The 18406-nt window shown below is 36.4% G+C and carries 20 protein-coding genes; 15 read left to right on the top strand and 5 right to left on the bottom strand.

Annotated elements, in window-relative coordinates; all coding sequences use genetic code 11:
• Positions 1–33 precede the first annotated feature (33 nt).
• Positions 34–645 carry a CPBP family intramembrane glutamic endopeptidase gene (locus RCG25_RS18895; protein ID WP_308080361.1) on the bottom strand — a complete coding sequence of 204 codons (612 nt, stop codon included), beginning with the start codon at positions 643–645 and terminating at the stop codon, positions 34–36.
• A gap of 143 nt (positions 646–788) precedes the next feature.
• Between RCG25_RS18895 and RCG25_RS18890 the strand changes: the two genes are divergently transcribed.
• A complete protein-coding gene (locus RCG25_RS18890; RefSeq protein ID WP_308080360.1) occupies positions 789–911 on the top strand; it encodes a DUF6254 family protein in 123 nt (40 codons plus the stop codon).
• 246 nt (positions 912–1157) lie between these two features.
• Here RCG25_RS18890 and RCG25_RS18885 read toward each other — a convergent pair whose 3' ends face one another.
• Positions 1158–1346 (bottom strand): YkvS family protein, encoded by a 189-nt coding sequence (locus RCG25_RS18885; RefSeq protein ID WP_149869412.1) that lies wholly within the window; start codon positions 1344–1346, stop codon positions 1158–1160.
• 247 nt (positions 1347–1593) lie between these two features.
• Here RCG25_RS18885 and RCG25_RS18880 point away from each other — a divergent pair, with 247 nt between their 5' ends.
• The 13 genes from RCG25_RS18880 to RCG25_RS18820 all read left to right on the top strand — a co-directional run bounded on the left by RCG25_RS18880 (position 1594) and on the right by RCG25_RS18820 (position 13104).
• A complete protein-coding gene (locus RCG25_RS18880) occupies positions 1594–1788 on the top strand; it encodes a hypothetical protein (RefSeq protein ID WP_308080359.1) in 195 nt (64 codons plus the stop codon).
• A 114-nt stretch (positions 1789–1902) separates the two neighbouring features.
• On the top strand, positions 1903–2853 hold the full coding sequence (locus RCG25_RS18875; protein WP_308080358.1) for an AAA family ATPase: 951 nt from the start codon (positions 1903–1905) through the stop codon (positions 2851–2853).
• Complete coding sequence (locus tag RCG25_RS18870; protein WP_308080357.1) at positions 2850–4046, top strand: DUF58 domain-containing protein; 1197 nt, start codon at positions 2850–2852, stop codon at positions 4044–4046. Before RCG25_RS18875 ends, RCG25_RS18870 begins: the two co-directional genes overlap by 4 nt.
• The gene (locus tag RCG25_RS18865) at positions 4043–5245 is read left to right on the top strand and encodes a hypothetical protein (protein ID WP_308080356.1); all 1203 of its coding nucleotides are present in this window, start codon (positions 4043–4045) and stop codon (positions 5243–5245) included. Before RCG25_RS18870 ends, RCG25_RS18865 begins: the two co-directional genes overlap by 4 nt.
• A 30-nt stretch (positions 5246–5275) precedes the next feature.
• A complete protein-coding gene (gene glpK, locus RCG25_RS18860; protein WP_308080355.1) occupies positions 5276–6766 on the top strand; it encodes a glycerol kinase GlpK in 1491 nt (496 codons plus the stop codon).
• A gap of 347 nt (positions 6767–7113) precedes the next feature.
• Positions 7114–7380 (top strand): phosphocarrier protein HPr, encoded by a 267-nt coding sequence (locus tag RCG25_RS18855; RefSeq protein ID WP_308080354.1) that lies wholly within the window; start codon positions 7114–7116, stop codon positions 7378–7380.
• Positions 7380–9092 (top strand): phosphoenolpyruvate--protein phosphotransferase, encoded by a 1713-nt coding sequence (ptsP, locus tag RCG25_RS18850; RefSeq protein WP_308080353.1) that lies wholly within the window; start codon positions 7380–7382, stop codon positions 9090–9092. Before RCG25_RS18855 ends, ptsP begins: the two co-directional genes overlap by 1 nt.
• Before the next feature lie 251 nt (positions 9093–9343).
• Entirely contained in the window at positions 9344–9490 is a 147-nt protein-coding gene (locus tag RCG25_RS18845) for a hypothetical protein (RefSeq protein ID WP_308080352.1), read from the top strand.
• Between the two features lie 196 nt (positions 9491–9686).
• Complete coding sequence (locus tag RCG25_RS18840) at positions 9687–10322, top strand: FMN-dependent NADH-azoreductase (RefSeq protein WP_308080351.1); 636 nt, start codon at positions 9687–9689, stop codon at positions 10320–10322.
• A gap of 123 nt (positions 10323–10445) precedes the next feature.
• Positions 10446–11231, top strand: coding sequence for an SDR family oxidoreductase (locus RCG25_RS18835; protein WP_308080350.1), 786 nt, complete (start codon positions 10446–10448; stop codon positions 11229–11231).
• A gap of 88 nt (positions 11232–11319) precedes the next feature.
• Entirely contained in the window at positions 11320–11793 is a 474-nt protein-coding gene (locus RCG25_RS18830; RefSeq protein WP_308080349.1) for a hypothetical protein, read from the top strand.
• 167 nt (positions 11794–11960) lie between these two features.
• Positions 11961–12839 carry an NAD(P)-dependent oxidoreductase gene (locus RCG25_RS18825; RefSeq protein WP_308080348.1) on the top strand — a complete coding sequence of 293 codons (879 nt, stop codon included), beginning with the start codon at positions 11961–11963 and terminating at the stop codon, positions 12837–12839.
• A gap of 88 nt (positions 12840–12927) precedes the next feature.
• Complete coding sequence (locus RCG25_RS18820; protein WP_308080347.1) at positions 12928–13104, top strand: hypothetical protein; 177 nt, start codon at positions 12928–12930, stop codon at positions 13102–13104.
• A gap of 538 nt (positions 13105–13642) precedes the next feature.
• On the opposite strand, the gene RCG25_RS18815 is transcribed toward RCG25_RS18820, so the two are convergent.
• The 3 genes from RCG25_RS18815 to RCG25_RS18805 form a co-directional block, all read right to left on the bottom strand.
• Positions 13643–14797: an aminotransferase A gene (locus tag RCG25_RS18815; protein ID WP_308080346.1), complete on the bottom strand. Its 1155-nt coding sequence runs from the start codon at positions 14795–14797 to the stop codon at positions 13643–13645.
• 356 nt (positions 14798–15153) lie between these two features.
• Positions 15154–15354 carry a hypothetical protein gene (locus tag RCG25_RS18810; RefSeq protein ID WP_308080345.1) on the bottom strand — a complete coding sequence of 67 codons (201 nt, stop codon included), beginning with the start codon at positions 15352–15354 and terminating at the stop codon, positions 15154–15156.
• Positions 15355–15555: 201 nt separating this feature from the next.
• Positions 15556–16053 carry a YkyB family protein gene (locus RCG25_RS18805; RefSeq protein ID WP_374121006.1) on the bottom strand — a complete coding sequence of 166 codons (498 nt, stop codon included), beginning with the start codon at positions 16051–16053 and terminating at the stop codon, positions 15556–15558.
• A gap of 199 nt (positions 16054–16252) precedes the next feature.
• On the opposite strand from RCG25_RS18805, the gene RCG25_RS18800 reads away from it, so the two are divergent.
• A complete protein-coding gene (locus tag RCG25_RS18800) occupies positions 16253–18367 on the top strand; it encodes an EAL domain-containing protein (protein ID WP_308080343.1) in 2115 nt (704 codons plus the stop codon).
• The last annotated feature ends 39 nt before the right edge of the window (positions 18368–18406 follow it).

Genomic DNA, 18406 nt, shown 5'->3' with positions numbered 1-18406 from the left:
ACTTCAGAGTCAGCCTCTACTTTCTGTAATTAACTATTTAAGCGGTAAAATAATAAAAATCATGATGTCAAAGACAAGATGTGAAACAATGATAAGCGGCATGCTTTTTTTCCAGTAATAGAGGAATCCCCAGGTAAGACCTGATAGAAAAGCAGCTAAAACTAACAAAAAAGAACCAGAATAGATGTGTACAGAAGCATAAAGCAATGCAGCTATTACAATACTTACCAATGGACGAAAATATTTCATTAAATTTTTCTGAATAAATCCACGCCAGAAAAGCTCTTCTCCAGGTGCAGCAACTAATAGTAAAGCAATGTACTGCCAAAATAACGAAGGTGCATACAACTTGTACAATTTTTTTAGGCTATTTTCAAATGGAATGTGAAGCAACGCCATTGCTTGAATGCCCAGCCAAAAAACCAAATAGAGTACAAATCCACTTACTACACCAAGAAAGAAATACTTGATAAACGGAACTTCATCGTCTACATCACCTTGGAGGGTAGCATAGGCAATTAACACCAGTAAAGAGCCAGAAAATATATACCAAAATATAGCTTTATCATGAAATGAAAAGTTGATGAGGATATGGGCAACAAGTAACCCGACAATAAGCCGTATGTCTAGGTTGTGTTTTTTCATTAGTGGCATCTCCTTTAAGAGTCAATAAAGGTTATTGTAGCAAAAATGATTTTCAAAGGAAATGTTTACATGAATGAATTCACAAAAATGACTGATAAGAAAAGAAAAATAAGAAAAAAATAACCTAGAAAGGAGTGATAGGGATGAGTAAGTCAAAAAGTGAGCAAGAGAGGGAATGGACAGTTAGAAAACAGGATCAAAACCCCCATGGGAAAGTAAAGTCATTAAAAGACCTTGCCAATGAAACAGGGAAGGGAAAAGAATAAGGGATTAATGAAAATGCTATATTAAAGCCTTATGTTGATTTGACACACTTGTTGATTGGAGCGGAAGGTGCGAAGACTCCTGCGGGAGTACCGGGCAGGGGAGACCCCGCAGGAGTGAGCGACGAGGAGGCTCCCCGGCACGCCCGCGAACCGCTCGTGCCTGGAGTGGAAATCAACAGATAAATTAAACAGAGCAATAAAAAAGAAAAGGCAGGATAAACTGCCTTTTCTTACGAATTTTTTCCATTAATAAGCGCTTTCTTTTACTACCTTATAGTTTTTATGGTTGACAACTGTTCGTTGATCTAATTCCAAATCACGATAATTATCCATATATGTTAGGTCGACTATTACAGAATTTTCATTTACCTTTTCAACAATCCCTTGCAAACCACCACGGAATTCTATGATATTCCCAACTTCTGCTTTTTTCATTTAGTCTCTCTCCTTTACTACAAAACTATAATAAAACCAGTTAAATAACAGTTTGCACTACTTTTCGGCATTCGTAAAGCCTTTTATTTGACAATTTGGTTAATTATTACTGAATATTTCAGGTATATGTGAAGAAAGTAGTAAAAAGAATAGAAAACGCTACCATAAGTAGAATAGTAGAAAGCGATATTTGACTTTAAGAAATGAATATACGATAAAATAATTATAGAAAAGGTGGTGCAATGAAATGAACGAAGAGTATGTAACCGATATTCTAAATAGGCTTATGACAGGTGAACTATCAGAGTATTACGTGAAGAACGAGGATTTTATGGAATTTCGCCAGGTTCTTGTAAAAAGAAAAGATTTCAAACATTTCCGTGGAATTGGTCAGCGAGGGGGAGATGTCCTATACCAGTACCTTAAAGAACCAAGAAGTTAATAGTAGACAAAACCGCTTTATTAGAGCGGTTTTTTGTTTATATTTGGAAAAATTGAAAAATTTGATAAAATATAAAAGACTATAAAATTAATTTACGTCTAAGGGGATGAGAGAGTGGTTCTTACAGAAAAAATCACGGAATTAAAAAGGGAAATTAGTAAAGTGATTGTCGGAAAGGATACAGAAGTAGAATTAATGGCAATTTCTTTATTATTTAATGGACATATATTACTTGAAAGTGTTCCAGGAACAGGGAAAACCATGCTCGCAAAAAGCTTTGCAACTGCAATTGGAGGGGAATTTTCGCGCATTCAATTTACCCCAGATGTCCTTCCAAGTGATGTTACGGGGATCCAGTTTTTTAATCCAAAGCTGCAGGAATTTGAATTACGTCCAGGACCAATAATGGCCAACATCGTTTTAGCTGATGAAATTAACAGGGCCACACCAAGAACACAGTCCAGTTTATTAGAAGTAATGGAAGAAAGGCAGGTAACAATTGATGGAGAAACGGTTAGATTAATGGAACCCTTCATGGTAATTGCCACACAGAATCCTGTTGAATCACAGCAAGGGACCTTTTCATTGCCTGTTGCTCAGATGGATCGATTTTTTATTAAAATTAATGTGGATTATCCGATGTATGAGGATGAAAAGAGAATCATGCAAATTCATCGCGGGGATAAAAAAATGAGCACGATTAGCCAAGTCTTTACTACCCAAGAAATAGAACAATTAAAGGGCGCCATCAACAACATTTACATTTCAGATGAGATGGAGGATTACCTGCTGACTGTAGTAAGGAGAACGCGGGAGCATAACAGTATTGAATTAGGTGTGAGCCCAAGAGGAACGTTGGCCTTAATGAAAGCATCGCAAGGAAAAGCATTTTTGAATGGCCGTACATATGTTACCCCAGATGATGTAAAAACAGTAGCTCCGTTTGTTCTAGGACATAGAATCTTTTTATCAATTGAGAGCTCCTTAACTAAAACTCCTGAATCTATTATTGAAGAAATCATACGCTCAGTACCTGTACCAGTAGAAGTGGGGGCAAATGAATGACTTGGAGTAAAGATTCGGTAGAAGACCGAAAGATTCCGGGTATTAGTACTTTTGCCATATTACTTATCTTTGTCAGCTTATATATGGAGTCAAAATTAGTCCTTTTCTTAGCTATATTTTTTCTAGTCATTGTGGTCGCTAATAATTATTATTTAAAAAAAGCAGGTGAAAAGCTTTATTTAGATAATATTTATGAAAAAAACCACTTTTTTGTCGAGGATAATGGACAATGGTCATTCATTTTTAGGAATGAGGGATTCCCCATCTTAAAGGGTGACCTAAGAGTCTACTTTGATCATTTTGTGGTTCCAGAGGGTGAAAAAGTGGAATCAAATTCTTCCATATATGATATTTCAATCCCGTTTTCTATTTTTAGCAAACAAACAAAACAGGTAGTCATTCCTTTCGAAGCTAGTAGAAGGGGAATTGCCAGAATTCGTAAGCTTGAATTTCATGTGCCAAGTCTTTTAGGATTCGGTGAAATCATTTTGGAATCGAAATCGTTTTTAAAGCAACAAGCTGTGGTCTATCCCCAACCTATTCCAGTAAAAGGGCTATTAGAGAAATTGTCTGTGCTACAAGGGGTAAACGCGGTTCCTTATTCAGTTTATGAAGATCGCCTTGGTCCATTAGGAACAAGGGATTATGTATCTTCAGATGGCTTTAATCGAATCCATTGGAAAGCTAGTGCAAAAAAACAAACGCTGCAAACAAAAGTATTTGAAAAAATTTCCGAAAAGGGTTGGACTATTGCGCTAAACGTATCGAATGGCCATTCCATTACTGGCCAAATCGAGAGATTGATTAGTGGAATGACTGAGATTGCTTATTATGCATGTAACAAACAGATTCCTTATTCCTTATGTATTAATGTACGGACAGCAGGAAATACGCCTTTTCTATTTCTTCCAAAAGGAGAAGGAAAAGAACACCTCCAAAAGGCATTGGAAACCCTGGCCTCCATTAGCACTCAAAATACAAGTATTCCATATGAATATATGCTTTCCTTTTATAATAGACATCTTACGTCACAACCCTTTTTTATCCACACAGGTATCAGGACAGAAGAAACTAATCGGATGCTCTTAAAAGTTGGACAAAGAGGGGCTAAGATGCTTGAGCTTACTATTGAACAGGAGCATGGTGTTCTAAGTGAATTAGACATTCAAAATGATAGAAGGGTACGCCTATGATGAAACGTGTCGCTTCCATAACCTATCGATTTGTCTTGGAATGTAATGTAGGGATTCTTTTCCTTTCTTTATTTTATATAAATAAAAAAGAATTCCCGCCTATTTTATTTTTGTTGCTTACTTGTATGGGGGGAATGATTTTTTTAGCAAGTCTTCTTGTAAAAATACGTGAAAAGGGAAAATGGGTTTATATTGTAACGATTTTTCCATTGCTGTTATATATTTATTACCAAGATGAGCATTCTCTATTTTTTGGATTAATTATTGGCTTATTTATATTTTGGCGGGGAATATCATTGTATGATGATGGGTCGCTACAATCTGAGGCGGTAATATTACTGTTATCTTTTATGGTAGGTTTGATTGCAATCATCTATTCCGCGCTGAGTCACTATCCTTTTCAAGACGCATTGATTTATCTACTAATATCTCAAATAATACTAGCCCTATTGGGCAGTTTTTATGGCAAATGGTTTTCGATTCAAACAGACAAAACTAAATTTGCTTTTTATTTTATGAAAATCCTAGCTGGATTCTTTATTATTGGAATAGGACTAACATTTTTACTGAAATATGTTCAACTCGCATTTTTCAGCATCTTACATGTGATTGTCATGCTTTTTAGTAATCTAATTGCTAATCCACTCTTAAGTGGCCTTGAATTCATTATGGGTCTTTTTGGGCAGGAGGAATATGTGCCAAAACCCTTCGAAAGTGATATGGAGAATGAAGCGGGTAAATATCAAGAACGGTCCTTCTCGATGGATTACTTACTCCTAATTCTTATTGTGGTAGTTGTAGGGATTATTGGCTACTTAATCTATAAGAAAAGACTAAAGCAACAGGCAATAGAAAGTAACTCTACGCCAAGGATAGAGGTTTTCGATGCATTCTTTAGCACAAACTCGATGGTGGGATTACGGAAAAGAGGTAAACCACCGGAGGAGTATATAAGAAGGGAAATATATAATCTAGAGAAATACGCCCATAAATTAAAATTAGGTCGTATTTCGTCTGAATCGCTTGAAGAATGGTGGAATAGAATTGGATTAGTGGGAGGAGATGAAATAATAGACCTATATGAAAAAGTACGTTATGGTCATGTACAGTCCTCTACTCGAGAACAGTCGTATATAAAGGCAGAAATTCATCAGTTAAAGCAGCAATTAATAGAAATTCATAAAAAGGGAAAGCACTAAATCTTCGGGAGAGCATGAGGAGGGGTTTGATTGGACCAATATATTTTATCCCTGGACCAAGGGACTACAAGTTCGAGAGCCATTCTTTTTAATAAAAAAGGTGAAATCATCCACACAGCGCAAAAGGAATTTACTCAGTATTTTCCACAACCAGGATGGGTAGAACATAGTCCTAACGAGATTTGGGGTTCCATTCTCTCGGTTATTGCAGGTGTATTATCTGAATCAGGAATTAAAGCCAATCAAATAGCCGGCATTGGGATCACTAACCAGCGTGAAACCACTGTGGTGTGGGATAAAGAAACAGGTGAGCCAATTTACAATGCGATTGTTTGGCAGTCAAGGCAGACAAGCGGGATTTGTGATGAACTAAGAGAAAAAGGCTACAATCAATTATTTCGTAAAAAAACGGGCTTGCTTATTGATGCTTATTTTTCAGGTACAAAGGTAAAGTGGATTCTAGACAATGTTAAGGATGCTCGTGAAAAAGCGAATGATGGAAAATTACTATTTGGAACCATTGATACATGGTTAATTTGGAAGCTTTCGGGTGGACGAGCGCATGTAACGGATTATTCTAATGCTTCCCGTACGTTAATGTTTAATATTTTTGAACTAAAATGGGATGAAGAACTATTAGCTATTTTAGGTGTACCAAAAATCATGCTGCCAGAGGTCCGACAATCGTCTGAAGTATATGCTAATACAGTCGATTATCATTTTTTTGGGAAAGAAATCCCCATTGCTGGCGTTGCTGGGGATCAACAAGCAGCTCTCTTCGGGCAGGCGTGTTTTGAAAAAGGAATGGCTAAGAATACCTACGGTACAGGTTGCTTTATGTTAATGAATACCGGGGAGAAAGCCGTTCAATCAGAACATGGTCTACTAACAACTATTGCTTGGGGATTAAATGGGAAAGTTCATTACGCCCTTGAAGGCAGTATCTTTGTTGCTGGGTCAGCCATTCAATGGCTGCGGGATGGGCTAAGAATATTGAAGAACGCAAAGGATAGCGAGGAGTATGCAGCAAAGGTAGATTCAACGGCAGGTGTCTATGTTGTTCCAGCATTTGTTGGCTTGGGTACTCCATACTGGGATAGTGATGTTCGGGGTGCAGTTTTTGGATTAACTAGAGGAACTTCGAAAGAGCATTTTGTCCGGGCCACATTAGAATCCTTAGCCTATCAGACAAAAGACGTTTTATCAGCGATGGAAGCTGATTCACTTATTGAATTAAAAACGCTTCGTGTGGATGGAGGAGCAGTTAAAAATAACTTTTTAATGTCCTTCCAAAGTGACATCTTAAATGTTCCTGTTGAGCGGCCAATCATCAATGAAACTACCGCACTTGGAGCAGCCTATTTGGCAGGGCTCGCAGTTGGTTATTGGGATAATCAAGAGGAGATTTCCAAGCAGTGGGCTATTGAACACCAATTTAATCCCAAGATGACAGATGAAAATCGGAAGACTTTATATGAAGGCTGGAAAAAGGCTGTTAACGCTGCTATGGTCTTTAAATAAATGGAATCCTTAAAAGTTGTCCTAAAAGACAACTTTTTGTGTTGTTATCATTAAAGTGTTTTGGTGGTTTTTGAGAGTTATTGACAGTTTTGTGAACAATAATGTTTTTTGAGTTTTTCAGTTGTTTACTAGGAATTAAAATGATATTCTAGCACTTGTATACAAATAAACATCATGACGAGGTTAAAATCAATACATGAATGGCTAGTTTTTTGGAAAAATTAAGCTGAAAAGGGTTGATTTTAATTCTTTAGTCTTTATTGATTTAGTTGACTAAATAAGAAGAAATGTTTATTTTTATTAAGTCAGAATAAATACATTTACTTATTAAAGGAGTTTGATTAATCATGGCAGAAAAGCAATTTAAAGTAATCGCAGAAACAGGAATTCACGCAAGACCAGCAACTTTATTAGTTCAAACAGCTAGCAGATTCGATTCTGAAATTACATTAGAATATAAAGGCAAAAAAGTTAACTTAAAATCTATTATGGGTGTTATGTCTCTAGGTGTGGGTCAAGGAGCGGACATTGTGATCGCTGCTGAAGGAAACGATGCAAATGAGGCATTAAACAGCTTAGAAGAAACATTGAAAAAAGAAGGTTTGGCAGAATAATGACGTTCTTAAATGGAATTGCTGCATCAAACGGTATTGCCATTGCGAAGGCATACCGTTTGGTTGAGCCAGATTTATCTTTCGAAAAAGTAACAGTAGAAGATTCTGCTGCTGAAATAGATCGTTTCCGTCAAGCTATGGCGCAATCAAAAAGTGAATTAGAAGCTATTCGCGATCGTGCCAAGATTGACCTTGGTGCAGATAAAGCAGCCATCTTCGAAGCACATCTTCTTGTATTAAGTGATCCAGAGTTAAATGCACCTATTGAAGATAAAATAAAGTCTGAAAATGTGAATGCTGAGACTGCTCTAAAGGAAATAGCAGACATGTTCATTATGATGTTTGAACAAATGGATAATGAATATATGAAAGAACGTGCAGCAGATATTAGAGATGTAACGAAACGTGTTCTTTCACATTTATTAGGTGTTCATATTGTCAATCCTAGCATGATTGCTGAGGAAGTAATCATTGTTGCTGAGGACTTAACTCCTTCAGATACAGCACAATTAAACAGACAGTTTGTGAAAGGTTTTACAACTAATATTGGCGGACGTACCTCTCATTCAGCTATTATGGCTCGTTCGATGGAAATTCCTGCAGTTGTCGGTACAAAGATTGCAACAGAGGAAATTAACAATGGTGACTTAGTTGTTGTAGACGGCTTAAAGGGTGAAGTTCACATTAACCCAACACCAGAACTTGTTGAACAATACCGTAAGTCACATGAAGAATATGAGGTACAAAAGGCAGAATGGGCGAAGTTAGTAAATGAACCTACTGTGTCTGCTGATGACCATCATGTGGAATTGGCTGCCAACATCGGAACTCCTAAAGATTTAAAGGGAGTTAGAGAAAATGGTGGTGAAGGGGTAGGCCTTTATAGAACAGAATTCCTTTACATGGGTAGAGACCAACTTCCTACAGAAGAAGAGCAATTCGAAGCTTATAAGGCAGTATTAGAAGGTATGAGTGGAAAACCTGTTGTAGTAAGGACGCTTGATATCGGGGGAGATAAAGAACTTCCATATCTTGAGCTGCCTAAGGAATTAAACCCATTCTTAGGTTTCCGTGCAATCCGATTATGTCTTGAAGAGCAGGATATTTTCCGTACTCAGCTTCGTGCATTATTACGCGCTAGCAGCTATGGTAACTTAAAAATTATGTTCCCTATGATTGCAACCTTGGATGAATTTAGAGAGGCTAAAGCGATTCTTGAAGAGGAAAAGCAAAAGCTTATTTCAGAAAATCAGAAAGTTGCGGAACATATTGAATTGGGTATTATGGTAGAAATCCCTTCTACTGCTGTTTTAGCTGATCAATTTGCTAAAGAAGTAGACTTTTTCAGTATTGGAACCAATGATTTGATTCAATACACAATGGCCGCAGACCGTATGAACCAACGTGTGTCGTATCTCTATCAGCCATACAGCCCATCTATTTTAAGATTGGTAAAAATGGTAATCGATGCTGCGCATGCGGAAGGTAAATGGGCAGGTATGTGCGGAGAAATGGCTGGGGACGAAACAGCTATTCCTGTTCTTTTAGGATTAGGACTTGATGAATTCTCTATGAGTGCAACATCCATACTAAAGGCTCGTTCCTTAATTCGGAACTTAAAAAAGTCTGACATGGAGAAGCTAGTTCAAGAAGTTCTCAACATGCAAACAACTGACCAAGTAATTGCAGCAGTAAATGCTGCTATAAAGTAATTAAAGAATCTTTGAAGAGGCTGACTTTTTGTCAGTCTCTTTTTTATATATACTTAATGAGATAAAATTATTATTTTTTAAAAAATTATGTCTTTTTTTGTGACAAACGGAGTATAATAATGGTTACAAAGACCTGTATTGCTGTTAATTTTAACTAATTAATATAGGTACTATTAGTTAGTGAAACAAGCGGTAAATGGGCACAAATATACATATGATAACTGTAAGAGTCTGTGGAGGTGAAAAGGAAAATGGAACAAAAGCCTGTACATTATGATGGAAGTTTTCAACTTGGCCCAGCAACAAACGAGGCAGTAGTAACTGAACCATTCCAGATGACTGATGAAATGAGAATAAACATCGGTCGAAATCCTTATTCACTTGATACAAATGAATAATGTTCTTTGCTAGGGTTTGTCACATGACAAATCCTTTTTTTATTTTGTACAAGCAGATTGTTTGAAAGGAAGACTCTTCTCTTATATAATTACCTTGAATTGAAGATATCTTAAATTAAAATAAATATCATTGTTTATTTTATAAGATTTTGATTCAAACTATATTAGATCCTACACAACAAGAAAGGTGATTAGAATGGCACAAGTATTATACATTACTGCACATCCACATGATGAATCACAATCATATAGTATGGCAGTTGGTAAAGCATTTATAGATAGCTATAAAGAAAAAAATCCAAATGATGAAGTAGTTCACGTAGATTTATACAGTGAAAATATTCCTCATATCGATGCAGATGTTTTCAGTGGATGGGGAAAGCTCCGTTCTGGACAAGCATTTGACGAACTATCATCTGAAGAGAAAGCAAAAGTCAGCCGTCTAAATGAATTAAGTGACCAATTTATCGCTGCTGATAAATATGTATTTGTCACACCATTATGGAACTTCTCCTTCCCACCTGTAATGAAAGCATATTTAGATTCTGTTGCTGTAGCAGGTAAAACGTTTAAATATACAGAACAAGGGCCGGTAGGACTGTTACCAGGCAAAAAAGCTTTACACATCCAAGCGCGCGGTGGGATCTATTCTGAAGGACCAGCGGCACAGATGGAAATGGGTCACCGTTATATAAGTGTCATGATGAGCTTCTTTGGTATCAATGAGCTTGAAGGTCTTTTCGTCGAAGGTCATAATGCGATGCCGGATAAAGCACAAGAAATTAAAGAAAATGCTATTGCGCGTGCAAAGGATCTTGGGCATACATTCTAAATATATGTTGACAAAAAAAAGGCGGATAAAATATTCCGCCTTTTTTTGTGAGTTTTCTACCACTACCTTTCTTTGGTAATCTTGTATACTGAAGATAGAATAATAAGGAGGCATGGATAAAATATGGAACTAAATTTATCTGGTAAATCAGCTTTGGTTGTAGCATCCAGTCAAGGACTTGGATTTGCGATTGCAGAAAGGCTTGTAAAAGAAGGTGTCAACGTCATGATTTCAGGCCGCGAAGAAGAAAAATTAAAACAAAAAGCTATTGAACTTCAGTCAATCGGTACAGGTCGAGTGGCGTTTCAAAAAGCGGATATTACAAACATAAATGATATTAACCAGTTAGTTGCTGTCACTAATGAGACGTTCGGAGGTCTACACATACTAGTAAATAATGCAGGTGGTCCACGAGCAGGAGCGTTCGAGGACTTAACGGACGAAGATTGGCAAACTTCATTTGAACTGAATCTGTTATCCTATGTACGTGTCATTCGTGCTGCATTGCCTTTTTTAAAGCAACAGGGGGGGAAAATACTAAATATAGCTTCCTCATCAATAAAAGAACCGATTCCTGGTCTCATCCTTTCCAATACATTCCGAACAGGAATCGTAGGTTTATCAAAAACATTGGCAACAGAATTAGCGCCTTATAATATTTTAATAAACACTATTGCTCCTGGCAGAATTGCGACTGATCGTGTTAAACATTTAGATCAAGTGAATGCTGACAAGCTGGGTGTAGAGAGGGAAACGGTTGAACTTCAGGTAAAAGCAGGAATTCCATTACAGAGATACGGAACACCTGAGGAGTTTGCCAATGTTGCTGCCTTTCTTCTATCTGATGCAAATTCCTATATGACTGGAAGTTCTTTTCTAGTAGATGGAGGAATGGTAAAGGCTATTTAGGCATATGATTTTTTTCCTTTATTAACCTTTCTTTACGTTTATTACCGTTCAAATATGGCTATGGTAAAAATAAAGGGGAGTGTTATAAATGCGAAGAAAAATTCATCGAATGTTTACCTTACTAATTGGAGTTTTTTGTATTTCTTTTTTAAGTGGCTGTGGGCTTTTATTCTCAAATGAGTTAATTGTGAATCGTTATGCAGATGCATTATTAACGAAAAACAATGAGCTGCAATTTCGCTTTCGAATAAACAATGAGATTTTAGAAGGTCATCAGATGTATAAAGTAAAGGTTACAATCCATGATGATCAGTTAGCTGAGGCAATTGGGAAAAGAGAAATTATTTATGGTGAGGAACAAGTCCTTAACGGAGAGTATTTAGAGGTAAGGGAAAAAGGTGAGAAGTATATCTTTATGGATCCACTTCCATTAAAAAAGGATTTACATATTTATGAACTTAAAAATATGATTGAAAGAGATCAAGCAGTCTCTATAGAAGTATTTAATGATAAGGAAGTATTTGGACGAACCTATTTAACAAACTTTTCTTCTGAATTATAATAGTTTATTTTTTAATGAGTAAGGACATCATTAATATGTGCATAAATTTGGAGATGGAGCACGGAGACCGGACGACTGGACGTTCGGTCTTTATTTATGCAAATCTTTATTAAAAACATAATGAAAGTGCTAAAATAGAGAAAAATCTCATTGAGAGGAAGATTAATTTGCATAATCCAGATAACACCGTAATTGGCTTTATTGGAACTGGCGTAATGGGAAAGAGTATGGCCGGTCATTTATTAGATGCTGGTTATCCTTTAGTGATTTATTCTAGAACAAAGGAAAAGGCCAATGAGTTAATAGAGAAAGGGGCAGAGTGGGTCGAAACCCCAAAAGAAGTGGCAATAAAGGCAAATGTGATTTTCACCATTGTCGGTTATCCAGTGGATGTCGAGGAAGTTTATTTTGGTGAAAATGGATTAATTCCTCATGGAAGGGAAGGAAGTTACCTCATTGATATGACGACATCTGCTCCTTCTCTAGCTGTGAAAATATACGAAGAAGCCAAAAGAAGAGGGATTCAAAGCATAGACGCTCCTGTTTCTGGAGGAGATGTAGGTGCAAGGGAAGCGAAGCTATCCATTATGGTGGGTGGTGAAAAGGAAGCATTTGAAGCAGTATCTCCTCTTCTGCAGCATCTGGGTACAAATATTGTTTATCAAGGAAAACCAGGTGCAGGCCAGCATACAAAAATGTGCAATCAAATTGCCATTGCATCAAATATGATTGGTGTCTGTGAGGCAGTAATCTATGCCGAAAACGCAGGGCTTGACCCTGAAACCGTATTAAAAAGCATTACAACAGGAGCGGCTGGGAGCTGGTCATTAAGTAATCTTGCACCGAGGATGCTGAAAGGGAATTTTGAACCTGGTTTTTACATAAAACATTTTATTAAGGATATGAAAATTGCTTTAGATGAAGCTGAGCGAATGGATATGCCCGTGCCTGGACTCGCATTGGCAAAGTCGCTTTATGAACAGTTAGCTGAAAATGGAGAGGAAGACAGCGGTACTCAAGCACTTTATAAATATTGGAAGAACTAATACACAGTGGCCACAATCTCCCAAGCATAAATTCTTCTTGTCTTCAAGAAACTAGTATAGAAACCTTAAGAAGACAGGAGGAAACACATTGGCTAAACGGACAAAAAAGAATGATCCACAGCAAAAAAACAAAAAGGGTTTTGATTCTGCGGTATTAAATGAAGAATTTGCACATGAAATGGGTTCAGCTGCAACCAATGAAATTCATAAAGATAAAGCTAAAAAAGAAAAAGCACCAAAGAATAACGGAAAATATAAGGGGTAATTGTGTTCCTTTATACAAAGTCCCCTCATTTTTAGATAACGGGTTTACTTGTATGGTGCAAAACGGTAAATAACAAACTTAATCACATAGCAAATCACGTGAAGCTCACAACACAATTCACAGTCAAAAAGGCTTAGAGATGCAAATATCTCTAAGCCTTTTTTAATATTCTTACTAAAGCACACGTAGTGGTACAAGTTCGTTAGACGCAAAAGCGAGTTTGATAAATAAGCGGAGAAATTTCTCTTATTTAGGAAATTTCACTGAAAATAGCTTAAATAACCGGAAAAATTCCGCTTATTGACTAAAAAAACGTAAAAATGGGTAATTTTTCTTTACTTAACCGGAAAAACTCCGCTTATTTACCCCGAAGCGAGCTCTATTCTGCAGTCTAACCGGAAAAACTCCGCTTATTTTAAAATCAACACAATCCACGTTCTAAATCGCAAATAATTCAAGTGCGTTTCCCTATGTGTTTTAAACTGTTTGAACCTCTAAAGTAAACCGGTTAATTTTTAGATGAGGAGGTTTGTTTTTGCTATTTCCAATTATTCATAAATTGTTCCATTCGATCGAGCCCATTTTCTAGCGTTTCCATGGAGCAGGCAAAGGATAAACGGAAATAGCCTTCTCCAAAGTCAGAAAATGCACTACCGGGAACTACGGCAACCTTTGTTTCATTCACTAGTTTGATGGCAAAATCAAAGCTATTTAAAGGAATTGTCTCAGGGATTTTAACAAAGAAATAAAATGCTCCATCAGGCATAACTGTATCAAGTCCCATGGTTGTTAATCGATGAAACACATAATCCCTTCTAAGGACATATTCTTCTTTCATAGCAGAAGCATCATTTATTCCTACTGTTAAAGCCTCTAATGCGGCTTTCTGAGCGATGGAATTAGCGCATGAGACATTATACTGATGCACCTTTAAAATGTGCTTTGTAATGTTTTCTGATGCAAATAGAAAGCCTATTCTCCAGCCAGTCATTGAGTGGGATTTCGAAAGGCCATTAATCACAATTGTCTTTTCTTTTAAGAAACGCGCAATAGACGTGTGTTTCTGGTCATAGGTAAGCTCGCTGTAGATTTCATCAGCAAGAACAAAAATATCTTTATCCTTTAAAAAAACTGCGATTTCTTTCACCTCTGCCTCTGATAGACTGACACCAGTAGGGTTGGATGGGTAGGGAAGCACAATACATCGTGTCTTTTCAGTGATAAATGGTTTTATCGTTTCTAAAGTGAAACGAAATTGATTTTCTCTAAGATCTACGTGTATTGGTACGGCACCCATCATTCGAATAATGGGTTCATATCCTGGATAAATAGGACCAGGTAAAATAACTTCCGTCCCTTCCGCCAATATGGTTCGAAAAGCAATATCTATCGCCTCACTTGCTCCGACAGTTACAATTATTTCGGAATCCGCTTTATATTTCAAATCATATTTTTTTTCAACAAATTCACATGCAGCCTTGCGTAATTCGATTGTTCCTGCATTGTGAGTATAGGAAGTAAAATCTTTTTCAATCGCAGCAATCCCAGCATTTTTCACATGTTCTGGCGTAGGAAAATCAGGCTGGCCTATGGTAAACGAGATTAGGTCATCCATGTGAGAAACCATATTAAAGAACTTTCTAATTCCTGATATTTCGATATCTTTAACTCTGTTATTTACTAAATGTTCCAATCTTTGTCCATCCTTCCAGTTCAGGAGTAATCTTCGTTTAGAATATCATGAATTTAAACAATTTGTAAGCAAGGTGTTTACATGTATTAATCAATTGGCTATTAAAATTATCTGTTGATTTCCGTTCCAGGCACTTCGCTTTCCGTGGGTGTTTCGGCGAGCCTCCTCGGCGCTTGCGCCTGCGGGGTCTCGCCTGAACCATACTCCCACAGGAGTCTTCGTGCCTTCCACTCCAATCAACAGGTGTATTAAATCAACATAATGCTTTAACATAGTAAATCAATTAAAAACGGCCTGAGTTATCTCAGACCGTTTTTTAGGGGGAGGGGAGTTTATATCAAAATTATTGAGTATGATTAATAACCGTAATCCCAGTCGATTTCATCTTCATGCCAGAATACAGGTGACACAGAACCGAAATCGATGATCTTCTCATCAAGCTTGCAGCTGCATTGTTCACAACCACATTGCTCTTTTATTTCTTCGTAAAAGGAATGTTCAACATCTTCAATAAATGTAATGTTCTGCTCTTGAAATAGAATGGCAGTTCCTTTCATAATTAAAAGCACCTCTTTTAAAGTTTATACTAATGTTTTGGAATAACTTCTTATGACTGTATTGTAATGCGGTTTTTAATTTGAGTCTATTGGTTTGTGATTTTGTTCACAAAACTATCAAGAAGTTGTAGCGAATATAAGAATTCTTAATTCGAGTAAAAAAGGTGACCAGTGGTATTTGGTCACCCTTGTTCTTAGCTATTAAGAATATCTTTCTCCTAATTTCTTGAATATAGGTTTTTGGTATGGTCGTTGATTTTTCTTTGCTATGGATACTGGATTCTCTATTTCAGTAATTCCTGTGTAGGTTTGCAATAAAGCTTTAGCGAAACTTAGTGAAAGGGTCGCCTTGGGATTTCTAACACGTCCATCAAGTTTACCAAGATGGGGAAGTTCATGGAAATCAGATTTAATAGGAGGAATATGGAAGGTGTATCTGCCACATTCAACGAGCACATCGGATTGCTGTTGGCTGTTTCTAGGATTTTCTGAAAAGTGGAGTCCTACTTTTTTTGCCTTGCCTTCTTGGATTAATTTTTTTAGTGATTCCTGTTTCAATTTGTACAAGAATTTGGGATTAGTTGCTGTTTTTGCATGGCGATTCACAATAAAGACTGCTTGAGCGAGGTTTTCGATGGTTAGATTTAGTTTGGATAGGGGATATTTCTGGTCGTGATTCAAGGTATGTTCTCCTTTCATTTTGTTAAGGCAACTTTATTATACCTCTTTTTTAAAAAAATAGAAACATAGCAGTATATAGGTCTAAAAAATTTTGGCGAAATAATCATTATTTTCAATAAATTACTTTCATTCAATTAAATTCATTGTAAAATAGAAATACTAGAATGTAAAAACATTATTGTAAGAAATCAGAATTTTTCAGCTGAAGGATGATTTAATGGAGCATTTAAATAATTTATTAACGAATGAATTAGCTTCTGGCAAAGCCAGCGGAAAAATACAGAAAATTATTTTTGATATTATTTTTCAGCACATTCAAGATATGGTCTTTGTAATGAAGGTTGAAGAAGGGCCGCAATTCCGATATATATTCGTCAACGAATCTGGCATGAAAAAAGCTAACCTTTCTGTTGAATCCATTGGAAAAACATTTTACGAAGTGCTGCCCCTTTCATTCGCAAATTCCCTTCAGCGAAAATATGAGAAATTAGTAAAAAGAAAAACAGTCATAACCTTTGACGACCAATTTGAATTAAATGATGGAAGAACAATTTATGGTGAAACTCTCTTAACTCCAGTTTTGGATCAAGACAATGCCATTAGTTATATTGTAGCTGTAACAAGAGATGTGACTGAATGGTTACAGGAGAAAAATAAAATAATTGAAAGTGAGCAGAGATATCGATCCATTATTGAACATAACCTTGATTCAATTTTTACAATTAACCTGAATGGAAAAATTCTAGAAGCCAATCCTGCTGCTTCCCTTTTAACAGGCTACTCAGAAAAGCAGATGATCAATCGATCCATTTACGACTTGATAAATGACAGGGATATTGAGAAATTTAAAGTGCTCTTACAGAAATCTTGTACTGGCATAGCACTTGAGGCACATGATTGTAAGGTTATTCATTCGAAAGGCTATTTACTTATTGTCCATATTAAAACTGTTCCGATTGTCATTCATAACGAAATCAAAGGGTTATATGTGATATTAAAGGACCTATCTGAAAAAGTTAAAAATATGGAAATGATAAAGTTTATGGCTTTTCACGATCAATTAACGGGATTATTAAATCGTAGAGCCTTACTGGAACAATTAAATGATCAAATTCATTTACCTGAAAATATATTAAAAGGATTTGCTTTAATTTCGATTGATCTTGACAGGTTTAAGTTTCTTAATGATACTCTCGGTCATTTGGCAGGTGATGAGATTTTAAAAAAGGTAGCTGATCGATTATCTCAATTTCAAAGTGATACATGCTATATTTACCGTCTAGGTGGTGACGAGTTTACTGTTCTTTTGCTAGCGGCTAATCGAGAAAGGGCCAATTCTTTTGTCAGAAAAGTTTTTTCTGTTTTCTCACAATCCTTTTATTTAAATACCCAGGAGTATTATATTTCACCCAGCATAGGTATAAGCTTATATCCCGATGACGGAAATGATGCGGAGATGCTGATCAAAAACGCTGACGAGGCACTTTATCGTGTGAAGGAAAGAGGAAAGGCACATTTTCAATTTTATCGTACTGATATGAATTCAACTTTTACCAATGTGGTTACGTTAGAGACACACCTAAGAAAGGCTATTGAAAAAGAAGAGCTGTCTTTGTTTTATCAGCCACAGATTAATATCGCCACAGGAGAAGTAAATAGTTTTGAAGCCCTGCTGCGATGGAAAGATAGTGAATTTGGGTTTATTTCACCTAATGTATTTATCCCATTGGCAGAAGATACAGGGCTAATTATTCCAATAGGTTATTGGGTAATTGAAAAAGCTTGTCAACAAATTCATACCTGGAATTCCTTGGGATATATGAATATTCGTGTAGCGATAAACATATCACCTAAACAATTCCTGCATCTAAACCTTGTTCCTTTCATTCAATCAATGATTCAAACCTATGGAATACAAGCCTCTTCTCTAGGGATAGAAATTACTGAAGGGGCCATGCAGGATACAAAAGAAACTATTCCTATTTTAAAAAGAATGAAGGAGCTAGGGATATCCATCTCGGTTGACGACTTTGGGACTGGGTATTCATCCTTAAGTTATTTAAAACAATTTCCTATTGATGGCTTAAAAATTGATCAATCATTTATTAAGGATATTCTTTTAGATCAAAAAGATGCTGCTATTATTAGGTCGATTATTCACTTAGGCCAAAGTTTAGGTTTGGAAGTAATTGCTGAGGGTGTAGAGGACCAGCAACAAGTAGAATTTTTAGCTAAGGCGAAGTGTGATAAAATTCAAGGATATTTTTATTCTAAACCACTTCCTGTTGAAGAGCTTGAGAAGAAATTTTTGAAAAAAAATGCTGGAAACTAAACACGAGAAAATCCTTATCATTTGTATTTTTGATAAGGA

The sequence above is a fragment of the Neobacillus sp. PS2-9 genome (genome assembly GCF_030915525.1).
In the GTDB taxonomy this organism is placed as follows: Bacteria; Bacillota; Bacilli; order Bacillales; family Cytobacillaceae; genus Neobacillus.
The sequence above is the reverse complement of the archived record's forward strand: the minus strand, read 5'-3'. Positions and strand labels throughout refer to the sequence as shown.